Annotated in this window: 20 protein-coding genes; 15 read left to right on the top strand and 5 right to left on the bottom strand. The window is 71.4% G+C overall.

Features of this window, described 5'->3' with window-relative positions; translation table 11 throughout:
• Positions 1-225: 225 nt before the first annotated feature.
• From NBY69_RS11415 to NBY69_RS11400, 4 genes are all read left to right on the top strand, one after another.
• Positions 226-1782 carry a phage tail sheath subtilisin-like domain-containing protein gene (locus NBY69_RS11415; RefSeq protein ID WP_250300611.1) on the top strand — a complete coding sequence of 519 codons (1557 nt, stop codon included), beginning with the start codon at positions 226-228 and terminating at the stop codon, positions 1780-1782.
• 146 nt (positions 1783-1928) lie between these two features.
• A complete protein-coding gene (locus NBY69_RS11410; protein ID WP_250300609.1) occupies positions 1929-2372 on the top strand; it encodes a phage tail protein in 444 nt (147 codons plus the stop codon).
• On the top strand, positions 2372-2830 hold the full coding sequence (locus NBY69_RS11405; protein ID WP_250300607.1) for a hypothetical protein: 459 nt from the start codon (positions 2372-2374) through the stop codon (positions 2828-2830). Before NBY69_RS11410 ends, NBY69_RS11405 begins: the two co-directional genes overlap by 1 nt.
• Complete coding sequence (locus NBY69_RS11400; RefSeq protein WP_250300606.1) at positions 2827-2970, top strand: DUF6760 family protein; 144 nt, start codon at positions 2827-2829, stop codon at positions 2968-2970. The genes NBY69_RS11405 and NBY69_RS11400 overlap by 4 nt, the downstream gene beginning before the upstream one ends.
• A 387-nt stretch (positions 2971-3357) precedes the next feature.
• Here NBY69_RS11400 and NBY69_RS11395 read toward each other — a convergent pair whose 3' ends face one another.
• Complete coding sequence (locus NBY69_RS11395; protein ID WP_266644256.1) at positions 3358-3561, bottom strand: hypothetical protein; 204 nt, start codon at positions 3559-3561, stop codon at positions 3358-3360.
• Between the two features lie 634 nt (positions 3562-4195).
• Between NBY69_RS11395 and NBY69_RS11390 the strand changes: the two genes are divergently transcribed.
• From NBY69_RS11390 to NBY69_RS11340, 11 genes are all read left to right on the top strand, one after another.
• A complete protein-coding gene (locus NBY69_RS11390) occupies positions 4196-4858 on the top strand; it encodes a hypothetical protein (RefSeq protein WP_250300605.1) in 663 nt (220 codons plus the stop codon).
• Between the two features lie 133 nt (positions 4859-4991).
• Positions 4992-5432 carry a phage tail protein gene (locus NBY69_RS11385; protein ID WP_250300604.1) on the top strand — a complete coding sequence of 147 codons (441 nt, stop codon included), beginning with the start codon at positions 4992-4994 and terminating at the stop codon, positions 5430-5432.
• Positions 5433-5437: 5 nt separating this feature from the next.
• Positions 5438-6235, top strand: coding sequence for a LysM peptidoglycan-binding domain-containing protein (locus NBY69_RS11380; RefSeq protein WP_250300603.1), 798 nt, complete (start codon positions 5438-5440; stop codon positions 6233-6235).
• Entirely contained in the window at positions 6235-8160 is a 1926-nt protein-coding gene (locus tag NBY69_RS11375) for a VgrG-related protein (protein WP_250300602.1), read from the top strand. The genes NBY69_RS11380 and NBY69_RS11375 overlap by 1 nt, the downstream gene beginning before the upstream one ends.
• 90 nt (positions 8161-8250) lie before the next feature.
• Entirely contained in the window at positions 8251-8529 is a 279-nt protein-coding gene (locus NBY69_RS11370) for a PAAR domain-containing protein (RefSeq protein ID WP_250300601.1), read from the top strand.
• A gap of 6 nt (positions 8530-8535) precedes the next feature.
• Positions 8536-8994 (top strand): GPW/gp25 family protein, encoded by a 459-nt coding sequence (locus NBY69_RS11365; protein WP_250300600.1) that lies wholly within the window; start codon positions 8536-8538, stop codon positions 8992-8994.
• A complete protein-coding gene (locus NBY69_RS11360; protein WP_250300599.1) occupies positions 8991-10946 on the top strand; it encodes a putative baseplate assembly protein in 1956 nt (651 codons plus the stop codon). Before NBY69_RS11365 ends, NBY69_RS11360 begins: the two co-directional genes overlap by 4 nt.
• A 5-nt stretch (positions 10947-10951) precedes the next feature.
• The gene (locus NBY69_RS11355) at positions 10952-11548 is read left to right on the top strand and encodes a phage tail protein (RefSeq protein ID WP_250300598.1); all 597 of its coding nucleotides are present in this window, start codon (positions 10952-10954) and stop codon (positions 11546-11548) included.
• Positions 11549-11949: 401 nt separating this feature from the next.
• Positions 11950-12744 (top strand): discoidin domain-containing protein, encoded by a 795-nt coding sequence (locus NBY69_RS11350; RefSeq protein ID WP_250300865.1) that lies wholly within the window; start codon positions 11950-11952, stop codon positions 12742-12744.
• 117 nt (positions 12745-12861) lie between these two features.
• Positions 12862-15081, top strand: a complete 2220-nt coding sequence (locus NBY69_RS11345; protein WP_250300597.1) for an NADP-dependent isocitrate dehydrogenase — start codon at positions 12862-12864, stop codon at positions 15079-15081.
• A 163-nt stretch (positions 15082-15244) separates the two neighbouring features.
• The gene (locus NBY69_RS11340; protein ID WP_250300596.1) at positions 15245-16291 is read left to right on the top strand and encodes a lactonase family protein; all 1047 of its coding nucleotides are present in this window, start codon (positions 15245-15247) and stop codon (positions 16289-16291) included.
• A gap of 119 nt (positions 16292-16410) precedes the next feature.
• Here the strand turns inward: NBY69_RS11340 and NBY69_RS11335 are convergent, their stop codons facing one another.
• From NBY69_RS11335 to NBY69_RS11320, 4 genes are all read right to left on the bottom strand, one after another.
• Positions 16411-17337 carry a sirohydrochlorin chelatase gene (locus NBY69_RS11335; protein WP_250300595.1) on the bottom strand — a complete coding sequence of 309 codons (927 nt, stop codon included), beginning with the start codon at positions 17335-17337 and terminating at the stop codon, positions 16411-16413.
• A gap of 86 nt (positions 17338-17423) precedes the next feature.
• Positions 17424-18431: an N-acetylglucosamine kinase gene (locus NBY69_RS11330; RefSeq protein ID WP_250300594.1), complete on the bottom strand. Its 1008-nt coding sequence runs from the start codon at positions 18429-18431 to the stop codon at positions 17424-17426.
• Entirely contained in the window at positions 18428-19105 is a 678-nt protein-coding gene (locus NBY69_RS11325) for a uracil-DNA glycosylase (protein ID WP_250300593.1), read from the bottom strand. The genes NBY69_RS11330 and NBY69_RS11325 overlap by 4 nt, the downstream gene beginning before the upstream one ends.
• A 48-nt stretch (positions 19106-19153) precedes the next feature.
• Positions 19154-20275: a VPS10 domain-containing protein gene (locus NBY69_RS11320; RefSeq protein ID WP_250300592.1), complete on the bottom strand. Its 1122-nt coding sequence runs from the start codon at positions 20273-20275 to the stop codon at positions 19154-19156.
• Positions 20276-20418: the final 143 nt, after the last annotated feature.

Here is a 20418-nt window from a genome sequence, read left to right as displayed (position 1 = left end):
TCCCGGTCACCGTTCCCGGACAGGACTGCCAGCGTGGGCGGCGGCGACGGACCGTACGGAGTGCGCGTGCACCAGACGGCGGGGCAACTCTGAGCGGTACGGGTGGGTCAACTGGGTTGCCTCTTAGGGCAGTTGCCCGTGCGCGCGAGGCGGCCTCGCATCCGTTCCCGGTACATCGGTCCCGCAGTGAGAATCACCGTGTTCCCCGGTCAAGGAGAGACTCATATGCCGTCGTACCTGTCCCCGGGCGTCTACGTCGAAGAGATCGAGTCCGGATCCCGGCCGATCGAAGGGGTGGGCACCTCGGTTGCCGCCTTCGTCGGCTTTGCCCAGCAGGGGCCGTTCGACGAGCCGACCCTGATCACGAACTGGAGCCAGTTCGTGAGCCGCTTCGGCGATTTCGTCGGCGGAACGTACCTCGCGACCTCCGTGTACGGCTTCTTCGCCAATGGTGGCGGCACCTGCTACGTCGTACGCATCGGTGACGGTTCGGAGCCGGTGGAGGGTGGCGAAGAAGCCGGAGACGGTGCGCCGGGGCAGCTGCCCGCCGGCTCGGAGACGCAGCTCGGCCCGTACGCCGTGAAGCCACGTGCCGGAGTGACCGGTCAGATCACCGTCGAGGTGGCCGACGACGAGGGCGACGATCCGCCGTCCGACGTCTTCCAGCTGATCGTCAAGAGGGACGGCCAGGTGGCGGAGACATATCCGTCCGTCACCACCAAGCGCAGCAAGGACAACGTCGCCACCCGGGTCAACGCCAAGTCGGAGCTCGTCGAGATGCGGGAGCCCGGACGCGGTGCGGCGCCCGCCAGGCCCGGGACACAGTCGGTCGAGTTGGCCCCGGCGGCTCCCGCGGCCGGTGCGCCCGGCGTGCTGACGCCGGAGGTGTACGTCGGCGACGCGGACCGCCGGACCGGCCTGAGCGGTCTGGAAGCGGTCGACGAGGTCACGATGGTCGTCGTTCCCGACCTGATGAGCGCGTACGAACGCGGGCTGCTGGACCTGGAGTCGGTGATCGCCGTACAGCAGGGACTCATCAGCCACTGCGAGCTGATGGGCGACCGGATCGCCATCCTCGACCCGCCCCCGGCGCTCAGCCCGCAGCAGGTCAGGGCCTGGCGCACGGACCGGGCCAACTTCGACTCGAAGTACGCGACGCTCTACTACCCCTGGATCAGCGTCGCCGACCCGTCGTCGGGGCGCGCCTCCCTCGTACCGCCGAGCGGTCACGTCGCCGGGCTGTGGGCGCGCAGTGACGACTCGCGAGGCGTGCACAAGGCGCCGGCGAACGAAGTCGTGCGCGGGGCGGTCGCGTTGCAGACCCAGCTGACCAAGGGCGAGCACGATCTGCTCAACCCGATCGGACTGAACTGCATTCGTTCGTTCCCGGGCCGCGGTATCAGGGTTTGGGGAGCGCGGACGCTCGCCTCCGATCCCGCTTGGCGGTACCTGAACGTGCGGCGCCTCTTCAATTACCTGGAGGAGTCGATTCTCTCCGGCACGCAGTGGGTCGTGTTCGAGCCGAACGACGACGCGCTGTGGGCCCGGATCCGCCGTACGGTCTCCGCGTTCCTGGTCAATGAATGGCGCAGGGGCGCGCTGTTCGGGCTCACCCCGGACGAGGCGTTCTACGTGAAGTGCGACCGGGAGACCAACCCGGTGGAGAGCATCGACGCCGGGCAGGTCATCTGCGAGGTGGGCGTGGCGCCCGTCAAACCGGCCGAGTTCGTGGTGTTCCGGCTGTCGCAGCTGACCGGTGGCATCGGAGGGATCGACGAGTGACCCGTGCCGCCCCGGCTCCGTGAACCGGCTGCTACCCGTCCCGCCCGTGAACCGCCCCGCCCGCGAACCGGCCCAGTGCCAGCGCCACTGCCTGTGTGACTGCCTGTGTTCCGGTCAATTCCTGAGCATGGCGTAAGGAGTCTGTTGTGCCACTTCCCGATCTCGACAGTTCCGTCGGGCATTCCTTCGGTCTGGAATTCGACAGCGTCGTCATCAAGCAGATCACCGAGGTCAGTGGTCTGAAGATGGAACAGGACGTCATCGAACTGAAGCAGAACACCGCCGACGGCAAGTACGCCATCAAGAAGCTGCCGGGCCGTCCCAAGGCCGGTGAGGTCACGGTGACGCGCGGCCTCACCGAGGACAACAGCTTCGAGCGCTGGATCAAGGACTCCCGCTTCGGGCGGATGACGGACGCCCGTCGCAACGGCGCGGTCATCGTCTACGACTACGAAGGCGTCGCGATCAAGCGCTACAAGCTCATCAACGCCTGGCCCAAATCCCTGGAGATCGGCACGCTCAAGGCGGGCGACACCTCGGTGCTGACGGAGAAGCTCGCGCTCACCTACGAGAGCATGGAACTCGACTGATGCGACGCGCGGCACAATTCCCGGCAGGGCCGATCGACCAGCAGACACCGGACGAGGGTGCGGCCGTACCGGCTCGCTCCCGCGACACGCTGCGGACCGAGTTCACCTTCGAGCTGCCACGCGGCTACCTCGACGATTCCGGCACCCTGCACCGCACCGGCGCCATGCGCCTCGCGACCGCACGCGATGAACTCGTGCCGCTGCGGGACGACCGCGTACGGGAGAACTCGGCCTATCTGTCCGTGGTGCTGATCTCCCGGGTCGTCACCCGGATCGGCACCCTCGATGACATCCACCCGGGCATCATCGAGGACCTCTTCGCCTCCGACCTGGCCTTTCTTCAGGACTTCTACCGGCGGATCAACGCCGAGGGGCACACCCGTGCCGCCGTGACCTGCCCGTCCTGTTCGGAGGAGTTCGCGGTGGATCTCGCCGGTGGCCGCCTGGGGGAATCGTGACGTACGCGGCCGACCTGCTCTACGAGGAGGTCGCGTACCTCGCCTACCACTTCCACTGGCCGCTGGACGATCTGCTGGATATGGAGCACCCGGAACGCTTGAGATTCGTCGCGCAGGTGGCCCGCCTCAACGGGCAGTAGCGGCAGCGATGGCAGTAACGGCAGCAACGCAGGGGAGGAGGGGGAGACCATGGGACTGCTGTCCTGGCTGCGCGGGGACGACCGGCGTACACGTGCGGATTCGGATCCGGGTACCGGTGCGGTTACCGGCGCGGGCGCGCAGGTGTCCGATGCTCCCGCAGATCGCCGTGACCGTTCCGACCGGGTGGATCTGCGTGAACTTGCCCCGGTGCAGCGGACGTTGGGTGATCAGGACCTGCTGATCGACCCCACCGGATTCCAGGGCGGGCTCACCACCCGGCAGGACACCGCACTCGGCAGGCCCCTCGGACATCTGGTCAGCCCGGAGGCGCCCGGGGGGCTCGTGCACGGGGTTTCCGTCCCTGGCCCGCCCGTGGCGCCGACGGCTCAGCGGGCGGTCGAGATGCCACTGCGGGCGGGGGCGGTGTCCCGTACCGCGCCTGTTCCCGTGCAGCGTTCCTCCGGCGGGCACGCGGCGTACGGGGACGGAACGCCGGCCATGACCTCGGCGGGGCCTTCGACGGTGTCGGAGCTGCCTGTGCGGCACTTGGTGGGTGAGCAGCCGGTCGGGGAAGCGGCGCCGGACGTCATGTCCGCGGAGTCCGCGCGGGAGCCGGAGCGACCGTTGCTGTCCGGGACCGTTCAGCGGTCGGTCGCGGCTCCTGAGGGGAATCCGCTGCCCGGCGGACCCAGGCGTACGCCCGGACTCGGGGCGCCTCTGTCCGCACTCCCTCCGACGGCACAGCGGCAGGCTGCCGCATCTCTCCCGGGTACGGACCGGCCGGGCGGCGCGGAGGGACCTGCTGGGGAGGTGCCTGTTAGGGAGGGAGCCGACGCGGGGGACGAACCTTCCGAAGCCGCCGTACCGTTCGCGTCCGAGAGTGTCCCGGCCGAGCCCACCGCCCCTTTGCTCGGTGAGGACCCGCTGGTCTCTCGCCCAGCTCCGCCGGTTCCGCCACGGGAGGCGGGAGACGGAACCGACGGCGGCGCCCAGGCTTTGCGTGATCCGGTGCAGCGCACCACCTCCGCACCCGGTAGCGAGCAGTTCTCGCTCTCCCCGCTGTCTCCGCCTACCGGCCCGGTGGCGCCCCTGCTAGGCGACCGCCCGCTGCCCCTGCATGCGGTGGAAGGGGCGGAGGCGGGCCGGGAGTCAACTGCCGCAGTGCAGCGATCGGCTACGGCGGCCGGGGCGGCTGCCCGGACCGGCGCGCCCTCGGCTGCTCCCGTGCCCCCGACCGTGCCCGTGCGCTGGACGCACGGCGACCCCGAGTCGACCGGAGCCGCCGTCCAGCGCACCGTGGTACCCGCAGCCGACGCCTTACCCTCCAGACCACCCGGCCCGGTCCCGGCTGCCTCGTCCTCGACGTCTCGGGCCTCACTCGCCGCCGTACAGCGGAGCACTGGAGCCGGTGGCCCTCCGGTACCCCGTTCCCTGGCGGGCACCGGAGGGCAGCGCGCGAGTTCAGGTCCTGCTCACGGACTCGCCGACGCGGGTTCCTACCCGGTCGCCGCCGGGGTCGCCCAGCGGCTGTCCGACGGCAGCGTGGTGTTCGGTTCCCCGTCTCCGCCGGGCCGGTCCCGCCCGGTGGTGCAGCGCGAGGAGGAGACCAGCGAACCGCCGCCCCCGGAACCGGATCAGGTACCGGAACCGGAGCCCGAACCCGTCGACGATGCGGGAGGCGATGTGGGGTCCGATGCGGGAGGGGCCGGGCCCACGGGTTCCGCCGCCTCCGTACAGACACACCAGGAGGGCCAAGGGCAGGCAGGTGCGCCACCGGTCACCGACGAACTCGTACGCGCCCTGTACCCCCCGCTCAGCCGGCTCTTCAGAGCGGACCTGCGGCAGGAGCGCGAACGCGCCGGGTTCCTCATCGACACCAGGCACTGAACGAACACACCACACCAGGCACTGAAACCGGCACGAGGCACTGAACCAACACCAGGCACCGCACCATCACCAGGCACCGACGCAACACCAGGCACCGAGCCGTGGAGCAGCGAGAGATTGAGAGGTACGTGCCATGCCCGCCACCCCACAGGACATCGACCCCGCCGTCAGTGTCTGTTTCGTCGTGACGATCGACGACATCGAACTCGGGTCGTTCAACACATGTGACGGGCTGGGCTGCGAAGTGGTCCTCGAAACGCGTGAGGAGGGCGGCAACAACGGTCATCTGTGGCAGCTCCCGACCCGGCTGAAGTACTCGAACGTCAAGCTGTCCAGGCCGCTCACCCAGGAGACCGAGAAGGTCGCCCGCTGGTTCGCCACGATGACGACCGGCTTCAGCCGCAAGACCGCTCACATCGAGGCACGCACCGGCGACGGCCGCAAAGTGGCCCAGTGGGGGCTGCTCGAAGTCGTGCCCGTGCGCTGGACCGGTCCCTCGTTCACGCCCGAGTCGCCCAAGGTCGCGACGGAGACGATCGAGATCGCCCACCACGGCTACGTGATGGAGGGCTGAGCGGCATGAGCGGTGCGGGACCCATCGCCTTCAGCGCCGCCGGTACGTCCGGTGTGTCATCGGGTGCGAAGGGCGGATCGGCGCGGCCCAAGCTGGAGCACGCGTACCTGGAGCTGCGGACACCCCCGACCGGCGGTGGCCTCACTCCGGGCGGTCCCTGCGGGCGTATCGAATTCCAGTTCAATCCCAAGGAGTTGAGCCTCACCAAGGCCGCTTCCTGGAAGCGGAGTCCGGCCAAGGGTGCCAAGAGCTCGGGGCCGCCCGAGTACCAGGGGTCGCAGCCCAGCAAACTCACCGTCGAGATGTTCTTCGACGCCAGCGACACCCAGGACACCCGGGTGGTGACATCCGTCGAGCAGCTCTTCGCGTGCTGTGTGCCGACGAGCGAGACCCGGCAGCAGCAGCGCTCCTCGCCGCCCTGGGTCGTCTTCCACTGGGGAGGGCTCACCGGATTTCCCGGCTACGTCAGCCAAGTCCAGGCCAAATACACCCTGTTCACCACCTCCGGAGTGCCGATCCGGGCGGTCTGCCAGGTCACCATGGAGGAGATCAGCGGGGAGACACCGGGACAGAACCCGACCTCCGGCGCGCTGGCTGCCCGCCGGATCCACCAGGTGGACGCCGGGGACTCGCTGCCGTCCCTCGCGCAGCGCGAGTACGGGGACCCGGCCGCCTGGCGGGTGATAGCCGAGGCGAACGGCATCGACGACCCGATGCGGCTGGCGCCCGGCAGCCAGCTCCTCCTCCCCGCCCTCGACGAGCTGAGCCGGATCGAAGAGGCGCCGGACCGGGGGCGGTTCTGATGGCTCAGCAGGGCGTCGCCACCGCGCTGGTCGTGGAGTTCGACGGGACTCCGCTGCCGCCGAAGTTCGTGAACACCCTCGTCGAAGGCTATGTCGACGACAGTCGCACGCTCCCCGACCTCTTCGTCCTGCGCTTCCGCGACCCCGACCGGGTGCTCCTCGGCCAGGCCGGGATCAAGATCGGGAAGGAGATCCGGCTGCTGGCCCGCGCCGGCGGCGACACGGCACCGAAACCACTGCTCACCGGGGTGGTCACCGCGCTGGAAGTGGAGCTGGACGAGACCGGAACCTTCACCGTGCTGCGCGGACTCGACGAGTCGTACCGGCTGTTCCGGGGGCGCCGGGTGGCCAGCTACCAGAACATGACCCTCGCCGACATCTGCGCACAGGTCGCCCAGCGGGCAGGTCTGAAACCCGGCACCGTGGACGTGGCCGGGCCGGTCATCGAACACATCGCCCAGCCCAACGTCACCGACTGGGAGTTCGTCCGCGGCCTCGCGGAGGAGGCGGGCGCCCAGGCGTACGTGCGCGACGGGCAGTTGCACGTCACCAGGCCCGCCGAGGCGAGTGGCGCCCCGGACGGGTCGGCGCGCGCCGACCGGAACCCCCTGGTCCTGGAGATGGGCAGCAATCTGCTCCGCTGCCGCGCCGGGGTGTCGGCGGCCGAGCAGGTCTCCGAGGTCGAGGTGCGCGGCTGGGACATCCAGGGCAAGAAGTCGCTGGTCGGGCGGGCCCCGGCCGGAAAGTCGGCGACGCTGGAGCTGGGGGTGACCGCGGCGGACGTGAGCGCGCCGTTCGGCGAGGCACGGTTCGTCGTCACGGACACGGCGTACGGGAACCAGGCACAGGTGGACCAGGCGGCCAAGGCGCTGGCGGAGCGGATCGCCGGGTCGTTCGCGGAGCTGGAGGCGGTGATCCGCGGCAACCCGGAGGTGAGGGCGGGTACCGCGGTGGCGCTGAACGCCGTCGGGCCCCCCTTCGAGGGGCGGTACACGGTCACCTCGTCGCGCCATGTCTTCGACGCCGTACGCGGTTACGAAACGTGGATCACGGTCTCCGGGCAGCAGGAACGCTCGCTGTTCGGCCTGACCGGCGGCGGCGCCGGCGGGGCGGCCGGGCCCGGCAGCGGATCGCGCTGCCACGGACTGGTCAGCGGGACCGTCACGGACACCCAGGACCCGGAGGGCTCGGGGCGGGTGAAGGTCCGCTTCCCGTGGCTGTCCGACGAGTACGCGAGCGACTGGGCCCGCACCGCACAGTCCGGCGGGACGGGCGGGGGCGAGGCGTTCATCCCGGAGAACGGCGACGAGGTGCTGGTCGGCTTCGAGCACGGCCATCTGGACCGGCCGTACGTGCTCGCCGGTCTGTACAACGGGAAGGACCGGCCCTCGAAGGGCGGTGCGGGGGGCGCCGCCTCCGGTGCCGGGGCGGGGACTGCAGGCTCTCCGGCGGCCCCGGGCGGCGATCTCGTCGACCCCACCAGCGGGGCGGTCAACCGCCGCGCCTTCGCCTCCAAGGGCGGGAACCAGCTGGAACTGCTGGACGCCGCGAACGGGCCGCAGGGCGTCCGCCTCCTCACCGGCGACGGAAAACTGAAGATCGAACTCGACCGCAAGGACACGGTGATCGTGATCAACAGCGACGGCAGCGTGCACATCGAGGCCACCGAGCAGGTCTCCGTCAAGGCCGCCAAGGGGGTGGCCCTGGACGCCGGACAGGGAACGCTCGAACTCGCCGGGGAGAGCGTCACGTTGACCTCCAGGTCCGGCGTCCAGGTCGACGGCGGGACCGGGAAACTCAAGTTGTCGACGGGCGGCGCCGTCGACCTCCAGGGCGCCCAGGTGGCGGTCAACGGAACCCAGCGCACCGACATCAAGGGCGGCAGCTCGCTGTCCGTCAACGCCCCGATGGTCACGATCAATTGATGGCCGCGCCGATGGCCGTGCCGACCCGACAGACGGCTCCGCTGATGTTTCCGCGCACCCCGACGTGCTGACCGAGAGGAACGTACATCCATGTCTGCCGCAGCCGCACGGGTCGGCGACCCCACCGGCCACCCCGGGACGATCGGCCCGCCCGGCGTCCCGACGGTCCTCATCGGAGGCCAACCCGCAGCCACGGTCGGCACGGTGCACCACTGCACGTCCCCGGCCGCCCATCCGCCGTCCACGATCGCGCCGCCCGGCAGTTCCTCCGTGCTGATCGGGGGCCATCCCGCCGCCCGCGCCGGGGACCTGTCCGGGTGCGGTTCACCGATCGTGTCCGGCTGCGCGACGGTGCTGATCGGGGGCTGAACGGACATGGGCCAGGAGTTCATCGGCGCGGGCTGGGCCTTTCCGCCGCGTACCGACGCCACCGGTTCGATCGCCCTGGTGCGCGGCGAGCACGAACTGGAGGAATCCATCCGGCTGATCCTGGCGACCTCACCGGGGGAGCGGCCCATGCGGCCGGAGTTCGGCTGCGCCGTCAACGACTACGTCTTCGCGCCCGCCGACGCGGGAACGGCGGGGCAACTCGCGTACGAGGTACGGCTCGCGCTCGACCGGTGGGAGCCCCGCATCGAGGTGACCGAGGTGGCGGTCCGGTTCGACGAGGCGGACAACGGCGTGCTCTACATCGACATCGGCTACACGGTGCGCGGCGCCAACGACCCCCGGAACCTGGTCTTCCCGTTCTACGTCATCCCGCAGCACGACGAGCAGGCGCCCCACCACGGACAGGCGCCCCAGCACGAACAGGCCAAGGGAGACGGCGCGTGACACTGCCCAGTCCGCATCTGGACGACCGCCGCTTCCAGGGGCTGGTGGACGAGGCCAAGCGCCTCGTCCAGCAGCGCTGCCCGGAGTGGACCGACCACAATGTGTCGGACCCCGGAGTGACCCTCATCGAGGCGTTCGCGACCATGGTCGACCAGCTCGTCTACCGGGTGAACCGGGTGCCGGAGAAGAGCTATCTGACCTTCCTGGACCTGATCGGCGTCCAGCTCCACCCGCCGACGGCCGCCCACACCCGGGTGACGTTCCGGCTCTCCGCGCCGCAGCCGGAAGCCGTGGTCGTACGGGCCGGAACGGAGGTCGCCACCGTCCGCACCGAGACGGAGGAAGCGGTGGTCTTCACCACCAGCAGCGAACTCTCCGTCGAACCCTGCGAGTTCGCGCACCTCGCCACCTGGCCGGCGTCCGGGGACGCCGTCGACCGCACCGAGGAACTGTCGATCGGCCGGGACGTCCCGTGCTTCGGGACCACCCCCGCGCCCGGCGACGCCCTGTACATCGGACTCAGCTCGCCGGTTCCGGCCGGTGTGGTCGTGCTGCGGCTGGAGTGCCGGGTCGAGGGCGTCGGCGTGGACCCCTCGCGGCCCCCGCTGATCTGGGAAGCCTGGGACGGCAGCGCCTGGGCGGTCTGCGAGATCGAGAAGGACACCACCGGCGGGTTCAACCGGTCCGGCGAACTGATCCTCCACCTCCCCGGCACGCACACCGCGGCGCGGGTGGTGCGCCGGACCGGCGGCTGGCTGCGCTGTCGGCTGATCGAGGCCGCCGCCGACCAGCCGACCTACGTGGCCCCGCCCGTCGTCCGCCGGATCAGCGCGTTCACCATCGGAGCGACCGTCGACGCCGAGCACGCCGAGACGGTCACCGACGAGGTGCTCGGGCATGCCGAGGGCGTACCGGGCCAGACGCTCCGGGTCGCCCGGCCGCCCGTCGTCCCCGGCGACTTCGTCGTCGAGGTGGCGGACCCGGCCGCCGGACCCGAAGGCACCCACTGGACGCGGGTCGACGACTTCGCGCACTCGGGCCCCGAGGACCGGCACATCACCCTGGATCCCAACTCGGGACGCGTCGAATTCGGTCCCGCGGTCCGCGAACGGGACGGCAGCGTCCGGTACTACGGGGCGGTGCCGCCGAAGGGGGCCGCTGTCCGGGTGCGCTCGTACCGCACGGGCGGCGGCCTGCGCGGAAACGTCGCCCGCTCCACGCTCCGGGTGCTGCGCAGCGCCCTCCCGTACGTCGCCCGGGTGGAGAACCGCAGCCCGGCGCTGGGCGGGGTGGACGGTGAGACCGTCGAGAGCGCGCGGGTACGCGGCCCGATGACGCTGCGGACGCTGCACCGGGCCGTCGTCCCGCAGGACTACGAACTGCTCGCGCGCGAGGTCGCCCCGGACGCCGCCAGGGTCCACTGCATCCCCGGGGGAGACACGGACGCCGAGGCGGGCGGGGTGCGGCTGCTCGTCGTACCGTCCGGGCGCAGCGACGAGCAGGGCCGGATCGAGTTCGACGAGCTGATCCCGCCGCAGCACACCCTGGCCCTCATCGCGGGCCACCTCGACGAGCGGCGCCCGATCGGGGCCAGGCTGGTGGTGGAACCGCCTTTCTACCAGGGCGTCACCGTCGTCGCCTCGGCCCAGGCGCGGCGGGGGGCGGACGCCGAACGGGTGCAGGAGACGGCCCTGGCCGCGCTGTACGGGTACTTCAACGCGCTGACCGGTGGTCCGGGCGGGCAGGGCTGGCCGTTCGGCCGGCCGATCCAGTCGGGCGAGGCGTTCGCCGTGCTGCAGCAGGTGCCCGGCGTGGACCTGGTGGAGGACGTACGGCTCTACCCGGCGGACCCGGTGACCGGGGAGCGCACCGCGGCGACCACCCGCATCACCCTCGACCGGCACGCGCTGGTCTTCAGCTACGAACACCAGCTCCGGATCCGGGAGGCCTGAGCCCCATGTCCTCGCGCACCGGCGTTCCCGGGCTCCCGACCCCGCACCCGCTGATCGACCAGCTGCCCGCCGTCTACCTGGAGCAGGACTTCCTCCAGCGGTTCCTCGCCGCGCTCGACGACGTACTCGCTCCCGTCCTCCTCACCATCGACAACCTCCCGGCCCACCTCGATCCGCGCAGCGCCCCCGACGACTTCCTCGGCTGGCTGGCCCAGTGGGTCGCGGTCGAACCGTACGAGGACAGCCCCCTCCCGCAGCGCCGTGCGGCCGTACGCGGAGCGGTGTCCCGGCACAGCAGGCGGGGGACCCTGCGCGGGCTGGCGGACGCGGTGCGGCTGGAGACCGGCGCCGAGCCGGAGATCTCCGAGAGCGGCGGCACGGTGTGGTCGTCGCACCCCGGCACCGCACTGCCCGGCCGCCCCCGCCCCGGGGTGACGATCCGGGTCCGGGTGCCGGAACCGCACCGGATCGACCGGGTACGGCTGGAGGAACTGATCCTCACCGAGGTCCCCGCGCACGTGGGGTACGAGCTGGAGATCCTCGCGGGCGGTACCGGGCAGGGCGCCGGACCGCAGCCGCCGGAAGCGGGGGGTGGACGGTGATCTGTGAAGCCTGTGGGCATCGGAACGCGCCGGGGACGGCGTTCTGCGTGGCGTGTGCGGCGTTCCTGGAGTGGGAGGAACCGGAGGCGGAAGAGGGGGACCGGACGACGGCGCCCGCGCCCGGTCCGGGGCCCGTGCCTGCCCCGCCTCCGCAGTCGCCGACGCCTGTACGAGCCCAGCAGCAGCCGGGTCCGGGGCCTGCGCCTGTACCGCCTCCGCAGCTGCCCCCACCCGGCCCGGGTCCTGCACCTGTACCTGTACCGTCCCCGCCTGGCCCGGGGCCCGCGCCCGTACCGCCACCGCAGCCGCCCGTACCCCCGGTACCGGCGCCCCCGGCACCCGTCACGGCCGCTCCACGCCGCCCCGGGGACCTGCCCGACGCGCACGTTCCGGGCCCCGAGGTGCTGCCCGACCCCGCACCGGACCCGGCGCCCACCGCACCGGCCCGCACGGTCACCGGCACCGTCCGCTGCCCCAACTGCCGTACCGAGAACAGCCCGGACCGTACGCTGTGCTTCCACTGCGCCCTGCTCCTGAACCCCGGTCCGCCACCCGGGATCCCGCTCCCCTGGTGGCGCCGGATCTTCCGTCGCCGTCCCCGGCAGGCGCTCACCGCCGGGACCAGGCCACGCCGCCGTCTCTGGCGCCGCCCCAGCCTGGCGCTGCCCCTCACCCTCGTCGTGCTGGCCTGTGCGGTCTGGTTCGCGCTGCCGCATCTGCGGGCGGTGTTCGGATTCGCCGAGGACGAGACCGGGACCCCGGAGTCGATGCCGCCCGCGGCCTACCGCAGCTCCAGCGCCGAACGCGGACACCCGGCGGCTGCCGCGTTCGACGGATTCAACAACCGGTACTGGGCGCCGAAAGCCGTCGGCCCCGGCACCGGCGAATTCGTGGAGTGCGACTTCGACCAGCCGGTCCGGCTGCTCAAGGTGATCATCTTCTCCGGCACCTCGGCCAAACAGGACGAGTTCCTGGAGCAGGCCCGCCCGGCGAAGATCACTGTGCTGCTGACCACCCGGGAGGGGAAGCAGATCACCAAGAAGATCACCCTTGCCGACCAGCCGGGCCAGCAGACCTTCGACGTACACGGTTCGAAGATCGTCCGGGCCCGGCTGACCACCGACGCGGCCTACGGCACCGCGAAAGGCCACCGGCTGGCCATCGCGGAGATCGAATTCTTCGGCCACCGGTCCTGAGGCCCAGGCCCCGGCAAGACGTTTCGGCCTCAGGTGACGCGGGGCCCTGTCGAGAGGGGGCCGCTCAGGAGATATCTTGATGTCAAGCAATGTTGCAGACGTGGAGCGGAGCACCCGGTGACTGACTCGACCATCATCTATACACATACCGACGAAGCCCCGGCCCTGGCGACGTATTCGTTCTTGCCCGTGATCCAGGCGTACGCCTCCACGGCGGGTGTCACGGTGGAGAGCCGTGACATCTCCCTGGCAGGGCGCATCATCGCCAGTTTTCCCGACCGTCTCGACGAGAACCTGCGTGTCGACGACGCACTCGCCGAGCTCGGTGAGCTGGCCAGGACGCCCGGCGCGAACATCATCAAGCTGCCGAACATCTCGGCGTCGATTCCGCAGCTGAAGGCCGCGATCGCCGAGCTGCAGGCGCAGGGCTACGCGCTGCCGGACTACCCGGACGACCCGAAGTCCGACGAGGACAAGGACGTCCGCGCCCGGTACGACAAGGTCAAGGGCAGCGCGGTCAACCCGGTTCTGCGCGAGGGCAACTCCGACCGCCGGGCCCCCGCCTCGGTCAAGAACTACGCGAAGGCGCACCCGCACCGCATGGGTGCCTGGACCGCCGAGTCGAAGACGAACGTCGCCCACATGGACGCCGACGACTTCCGCTCCACCGAGAAGTCCGTGGTCATCGCCGAAGCCGGCACGCTCCGCATCGAGCTGGCGGGCGACGACGGCAGCACCACCGTGCTGCGCGAGTCGGTGCCCGTACTGGTCGGCGAGGTCATCGACGCCTCGGTGATGCGGGTCGCCGCGCTCCGTGAGTTCTTCACGGCGCAGATCGCCCGCGCCAAGGCCGAGGGCGTGCTGTTCTCGGTCCACCTCAAGGCCACGATGATGAAGGTCTCCGACCCGATCATCTTCGGTCACGTGGTGCGCGCCTTCTTCCCGAAGACGTTCGCCGAGCACGGTGCCGCGCTCGCGGCGGCCGGACTGACCCCGAACGACGGTCTCGGCGGCATCCTCAAGGGCCTGGACTCGCTGTCCGACGGCGCGAAGATCCAGGCGTCCTTCGAGGCCGAGCTCGCCGAGGGCCCCGCGCTGGCGATGGTCGACTCCGACCGCGGCATCACCAACCTGCACGTACCGAGCGATGTCATCGTCGACGCCTCCATGCCGGCGATGATCCGCACCTCCGGTCACATGTGGGGCCCGGACGGCCAGGAGGCCGACACCCTCGCGACCATCCCGGACAGCAGCTACGCCGGTATCTACCAGGTCGTCATCGACGACTGCCGTGCGCACGGTGCCTACGACCCGTCGACGATGGGCTCCGTCCCGAACGTCGGCCTGATGGCGCAGAAGGCCGAGGAGTACGGCAGCCACGACAAGACCTTCGAGATCCCCACCACGGGTACGGTGCGGGTCGTCGACGGTCAGGGCAACGCCGTGCTGGAGCACGCGGTGAGCGCCGGTGACATCTGGCGCATGTGCCAGACCAAGGACCTGCCGATCCAGGACTGGGTCAAGCTCGCCGTCACCCGCGCCCGCGCGACCGGTGTCCCGGCCGTGTTCTGGCTCGACGAGAGCCGGGCGCACGACGCCAGCCTGATCGCGAAGGTCAAGGCGTACCTCCCGGAGCACGACACCACCGGCCTGCAGATCGAGATCATGACGCCGGAGGACGCGATCGCGTTCTCGCTGGAGCGCATCCGCCGCGGCGAGGACACCATCTCGGTCACCGGCAATGTGCTGCGTGACTACCTGACCGACCTGTTCCCGATCCTTGAGCTGGGCACGAGCGCGAAGATGCTCTCGGTCGTCCCGCTCATGAACGGCGGCGGGCTGTTCGAGACCGGCGCCGGCGGCTCCGCGCCGAAGCACGTCCAGCAGCTCATCAAGGAGAACTACCTCCGCTGGGACAGCCTGGGCGAGTTCCTCGCCCTCGCGGTCAGCTTCGAGCACCTCGCTCAGACGACGGGCAACGCGCGCGCACAGGTGCTCGCCGACACCCTCGACCGCGCGACCGGCACGTTCCTCAACGAGGACAAGTCGCCGAGCCGCAAGCTGGGCGGCATCGACAACCGCGGCAGCCACTTCTACCTGGCGCTGTACTGGGCCCAGGAGCTGGCTGCGCAGACCGACGACGCGCAGCTCGCGGAGGCGTTCGCCGCGCTCGCCAAGACGCTGGGCGAGCAGGAGCAGACCATCGTCGACGAGCTGATCGCGGTGCAGGGTTCGCCCGTCGACATCGGCAGCTACTACCAGCCCGACGCCGCCAAGGCCTCGGCCGTCATGCGCCCGTCGGCGACCTTCAACCAGGCCATCGCCAGCCTGGGCTGAGGTTCCTGATCCCGTAACAGCTCCGCCCCGGCCGGTCGTCGACCAGCCGGGGCGGAGCTGCATCTGCCCCGGTGCCGGTCGGAAAAAGGTCTAGACCCCCTGCTAGCGTCTGCCCCGACACCGGCCAGGTACTGGCCGGGCACCAGCGGAGAGGGGTCGCACCGTGGGCACGACAGGCGCCGGGCGGGCATTCATAGGGTCGTTCACGTCGGGTGGGGGGCCGGGCCTCGTCGCCGCCTCCCTGGACCCGGAGACGGGGGCTCTGACCGTCCTGGGGGCGACCGATGCCGTGCCGAACCCCTCGTTCCTCGCCCCGTCCCCGGACGGCACGGTCCTCTACGCGGTCTCCGAGACGCCCGACGGCGCGGCGGCGGCCTTCGACGTGACCGGCGCCCAGCCCCGGCTGATCGGGACCGCGGTGCGGGTGGACGGTGCGGACCCCACCCATCTCGCCCTCACGGGCGGCCGTCTCGTCACGGCCAACTACAGCTCGGGAAGCGTCAGCGTGCTGCCCGTCCGCGCCCAGGACGGCGGCCTGGACGCGCTGTCGTCGGTACTGCACCACGAGGGCAGCGGTCCGCACCCGGAGCGCCAGGAGAGCGCGCACGCCCACCAGGTGAAGCAGGACCCCTCCGGACGCTGGGTGCTGAGCGTCGACCTCGGCACCGACTCCGTACGGATCTGCGCACTCGACGCGGCGACCGGCACGCTGCGGCTGCACGGGGAGACCGCGTTGCGGCCGGGGAGCGGACCGCGCCACCTGGCCTTCCACCCCGCGGGCACCCACGCGTACGTAGTCAACGAACTGGAGCCGACGCTCACGGTCTGCCGCTGGGACGCCGGAACCGGCACGCTCGAGCCGGTCGGTGAGACGGCGCTGCTGCCCGAGGGCACGGAGGGGGAGACCTATGCCTCCGCGGTCGTCGTCGCGGCGGACGGGCGGTTCGTCTGGGCGGCGAACCGGGGACACGACAGCATCTCGGTCCTCGCGCTCGACGAGAGCGGGGAGAAGCCCGTTCTGATCACCACGGTGGGCTGCGGCGGCCGGTGGCCGCGCGATCTCGCCCTGGACCCCTCGGGGCAGCGGTTGTACGCGGCCAACGAGCGCTCCGGGGACGTCACCTGGTTCGACATCGACGCCGCGACGGGCATCCCCGGCCGCGCGGGGGCCGTCGCGGTGGCTGCCGCCTCGTGCGTGGTCTTTGCCTGACGGGCTGACGGGCTGACGGGCTGACGACTGCGGGGCCGGTGGACCGCCTCCGCGTGAAGGGGCTCGCACCGGAACGCCGGTGCGAGCCCCTTCACACGCGCATCACGAGGCCCGCGCGGTCAGCCGACCGGAGCCCCCTGGGACGGCTGCTGCGGGGTGATGCCCAGCGCGGCCGTGTACTTCGAGAGGACCAGCTTGCCGACCGCCGGGTAGGCGCCGAGGGCCTCGGCAGCGGCGCAGCCCGCCTCCTTGGCGGCGCTGTCCAGCAACTCCTCCGTCACCTCGGGGCCGATCAGGTACGGCGCGAGCGCGAGCTGGAGCGAGCCCGAGCCACGCAGCTGCTCGGCGACCGACGTGATGGAACCGTCGACGTCCAGCGCGGCGGCCATCACCGGTACGGCCAGCCGGGCGGCCAGCAGCATCCCGGTGATCCCGGCGGCCTGCACGGCCTCCTCGCCGCCGACCGTCGCCAGGATGATGCCGTCGGCCGCGGTGGCGACCGTGAACAGCCTGGCCCGGTCGGCGCGGGACAGCCCGGCCTCCGACAGGCGGACGTGCAGCCCCTCCGCGAGCAGCGGGTGCGGGCCGAGCACCTCGGTCAGCTCCGCCGACGTGGTGCTGTCCATGACGGCCTGCCGTATGCGCCGCTCGGTGGCCGCGTCCGGACCCGCCAGCAGGGGCACCACGACGGCGGTCGGGCCGGTGGGCTCGGCGACCTCACGGCCGACCGCCTTCGCCTGCTCGTAGCGCGCCACGCGCTCCGTCGCGGTGTGGGAGAGGACGGTCTCCAGGGCGGGGAACTCGTCGTCGGCGCCGTCCAGGTAACCGATCCGGGCGTCCAGGCCGGGCAGCTCGGAACGGGCGATGGAGATGACTTCTTCCGCCAGACCGCGCACAGCGGCGGAAGGCGTGCCGGGAACAGCGAGAACCAGCGCGGGCGCGCCCTCAGGGGCCACCGCGGGTTCCGGGCGGCGGTGCCGTCCCGTCTGGCGAGGTCGCGGCATTCGTACGGGCAGGCCGGATGCGGGCCCATTGGGGGAGCTCATGGCGCCGCATGCTACTGGCTTTGCAGGCCGGACCGTTCGGGGAGGGTGCTTTCGTGCGACGTCTGTCCCCATTTATCCGTTGCAGGTCAACCGGATCCCTTATCCTGTTCCGCCACCACGCGCAAGAGCTTTGGGTGGTGCGGCAGTCGCAGACTTTCCGTGGCGAGTGCGGAAGCGATGAGCAGGGCCCCCGCCAACGGGTCCCCGACCGCGGGCACGGGCCGCGTGTACGGCAACTGCCCGGCGAACTCTTCACCCGTGGGTGTGAGAAGGGCATTCCCCATCTTGAACAGGCCACCGGTGAGGGCGACTTCGCAGGCTCCGTCCGACTCCGGCGGGCAGACCGCGGCGGCGGCCTCGACGATCTGCCGGGCCGCGTTCCGCAGAATCGTGCGCGCCACCGGATCACCGTCCCCGGCGCACCGAGCCACCTCCGGGGCGAACGACGCGAGGACCGCGGGCCGGTCCGAGCGGGGGTAGAGCCGGCCGGGCAGACCGGCTGCCGGACCGAACACCGCCTCGGCCCGCTCCAGCAGTGCCGTGGAGCCGCCGCGCCGTCCGTCGTACGCACGCATCGCCGCTTCCAGCCCCGCCCGGCCGATCCAGGCTCCGCCGCCGCAGTCGCCGAGCAGATGGCCCCACCCGTCGGCCCTGCGCCAGTCGGTGAGATCGGTACCCAGCGCGATCATCCCGGTGCCTGCCGCGACCACCGCACCGGGCCGCTGTCCCAGCGCCCCGGCATAGGCCGTCACCGCGTCGGCGGCCAGGGCCAGGCGCCGGACGCCGAGCGAACTCTCCAGCGCGGCCGGCAGTTCGGCGCGCAGGTCATCACCGAGCGTCGCCATCCCGGCGGCGCCGATCGCCACGGCCGACACCTCGACACCCCCGGCGCGGCCGAGCAGTTCACGGGCCATCGGCAGCAACTGGCCGAGCAGGTGCGCTGATTCGATCCCGGAAGCGCCGGTCCGTACGGGCTCACGCGAGGCGAGTGGCTCTCGGGCGGCGACCGGCGCGGTGCTGCCGTGCTCCGATGCCTCGGCGAGTGCGACCCGCAGCCCGGAACCGCCGGAATCCACCCCCAGCACCCAGGTCACGGCAACCGCCAGTCGACGGGCTGCGCGCCCTGGCGGATCAGCAGTTCGTTGGTCCGGCTGAACGGGCGCGAACCGAAGAACCCGCGGTCCGCCGACATGGGTGAGGGGTGCGCGGACTCGACCGCCGGCAGGTCGCCCAGCAGGGGCCGCAGGTTACGGGCGTCACGCCCCCACAGCACCGAGACCAGCGGCTTCCCCCGCGCCACGAGCGCCCGGATGGCCTGTTCGGTCACTTCCTCCCAACCCTTGCCGCGATGCGCGGCCGGTGTGCGGGGCGCCGTCGTCAGCGCCCTGTTGAGCAGCAGTACGCCCTGTGCCGCCCACGGAGTCAGATCGCCCGTGGAGGGACGCGGCAGGCCCAGATCCGCGTGCAGTTCGCGGAAGATGTTGTCCAGGCTGCCGGGCACCGGCCGTACCTCCGGTGCCACCGAGAAGCTCAGCCCCACGGCATGACCCGGTGTCGGATAGGGATCCTGGCCGACGATCAGGACGCGTACCTCGTCGAACGGCTGCTGGAACGCGCGCAGCACGTTCGCCCCCGCCGGGAGGTAGGTGCGTCCTGCGGCGATCTCGGCGCGCAGGAAGCCGCCCATCGCCGTGATCCGCTCGGCTGCGGGTGCGAGCGCCTGCGCCCACCCCGCCTCGACAATTTCATTCAACGGTCGTGCTGCCACGGGGCGTCACTCTACTGGTGCGGCGCACCGGGACGGTGCCGGGTACGGTCAGCCGATCACCGCCGCCCTGACGCAGAGCACGTCGGGCAGGTGCGAGGCGAGCTGCTGCCAGCTGTCGCCGTCGTCCGCACTGGCGTACACCTCGCCGTTGCGGTTGCCGAAGTAGACCCCGGCCGGATCCGCGTCGTCCGTGGTGAGTGCGTCGCGCAGCACCGTGCCGTAATGCTCCTCCTGGGGCAGTCCGGCGGACAGCGCCTCCCAGCTCGATCCCGCGTCACTCGTCCGGTAGACACGGCACTTGTGGTCCGCGGGGACCCGGTCCGAGTCGGCGGTGATGGGGAAGACGTACGCCGTGTCCGCGCGGTGCGGATGGGCGGCGACCGCGAAGCCGAAGGTGGACGGCAGGCCCGCGCCGATGTCCTTCCAGCTGGCGCCCGCGTCGTCGCTGCGGTAGACGCCCCAGTGGTTCTGCAGATACAGCCGGTCCGGGTCCCCGGCGTCCTGCGCGATCTTGTGGACGCACTGACCGAACTCCGGGTCGGGATCCGGCAGGAAGACCGCCGACACCCCCTTGTTGGACGGCTCCCAGTCCGCACCGCCGTCCAGGGAGCGGAACACCCCGGCCGTGGAGACCGCGACAGTCACCGCGTCGGCGCTCCGCCGGTCGGTGACGACCGTGTGCACCGCCTCGCCCCCGCCGCCGGGTACCCATTTCGACCGGGTCGGGTGCTCCCACAGGGGGCGCACCAGCTCGAACGTCTCGCCCCGGTCCTCCGACCGGAACAGCGCGGCCGGTTCCGTCCCCGCGTAGACCACATCGGGCGCTGCGGGGCCCGCCGGGTGCAGCTGCCACACCCGCTCCAACGAAGCCCCGGTGTCCTTCGGGAACGTGACCGCCGGCTTCTTCGCCTCGCTCCAGCTCGCCCCGAGGTCGTCCGAGTGGAACACCGACGGGCCCCAGTGCGCGCTGTCCCCGCCGACCAGGAGTCTCGGCGTGTCACGGCGCGTGTCGATGGCGATCGAGTACACGGCCTGCGAGTTGAAGTACGGCCCTTCGAACTCCCAGGATCCGGCCTTTCCCGGACCGGTTCCCGGACCGGTTCCCGGACCGGTTCTGCGGCCGATGAAGAGGCCCTTGCGCGTGCCTACGGTCAGGAGTACCTCGGTCATGATCAATACCTCCAGGACGTCCTTGTCACGGATACCTGTCAGTGTGCCTCCCGCCACTGACAGTGACCTCCGGGAGCGGTCCGTCCTGTGACCCGTGACCCGCCCCGCCCGCCCCGGCGGACGGTGCCGGAAGCCGGATTCGC

The organism is Streptomyces sp. A 4/2 (genome assembly GCF_940670765.1).
GTDB lineage: Bacteria > Actinomycetota > Actinomycetes > Streptomycetales > Streptomycetaceae > Streptomyces.
Note: the sequence above shows the minus strand (reverse complement) of the source record. Positions and strands in the feature narration are given on the sequence as shown.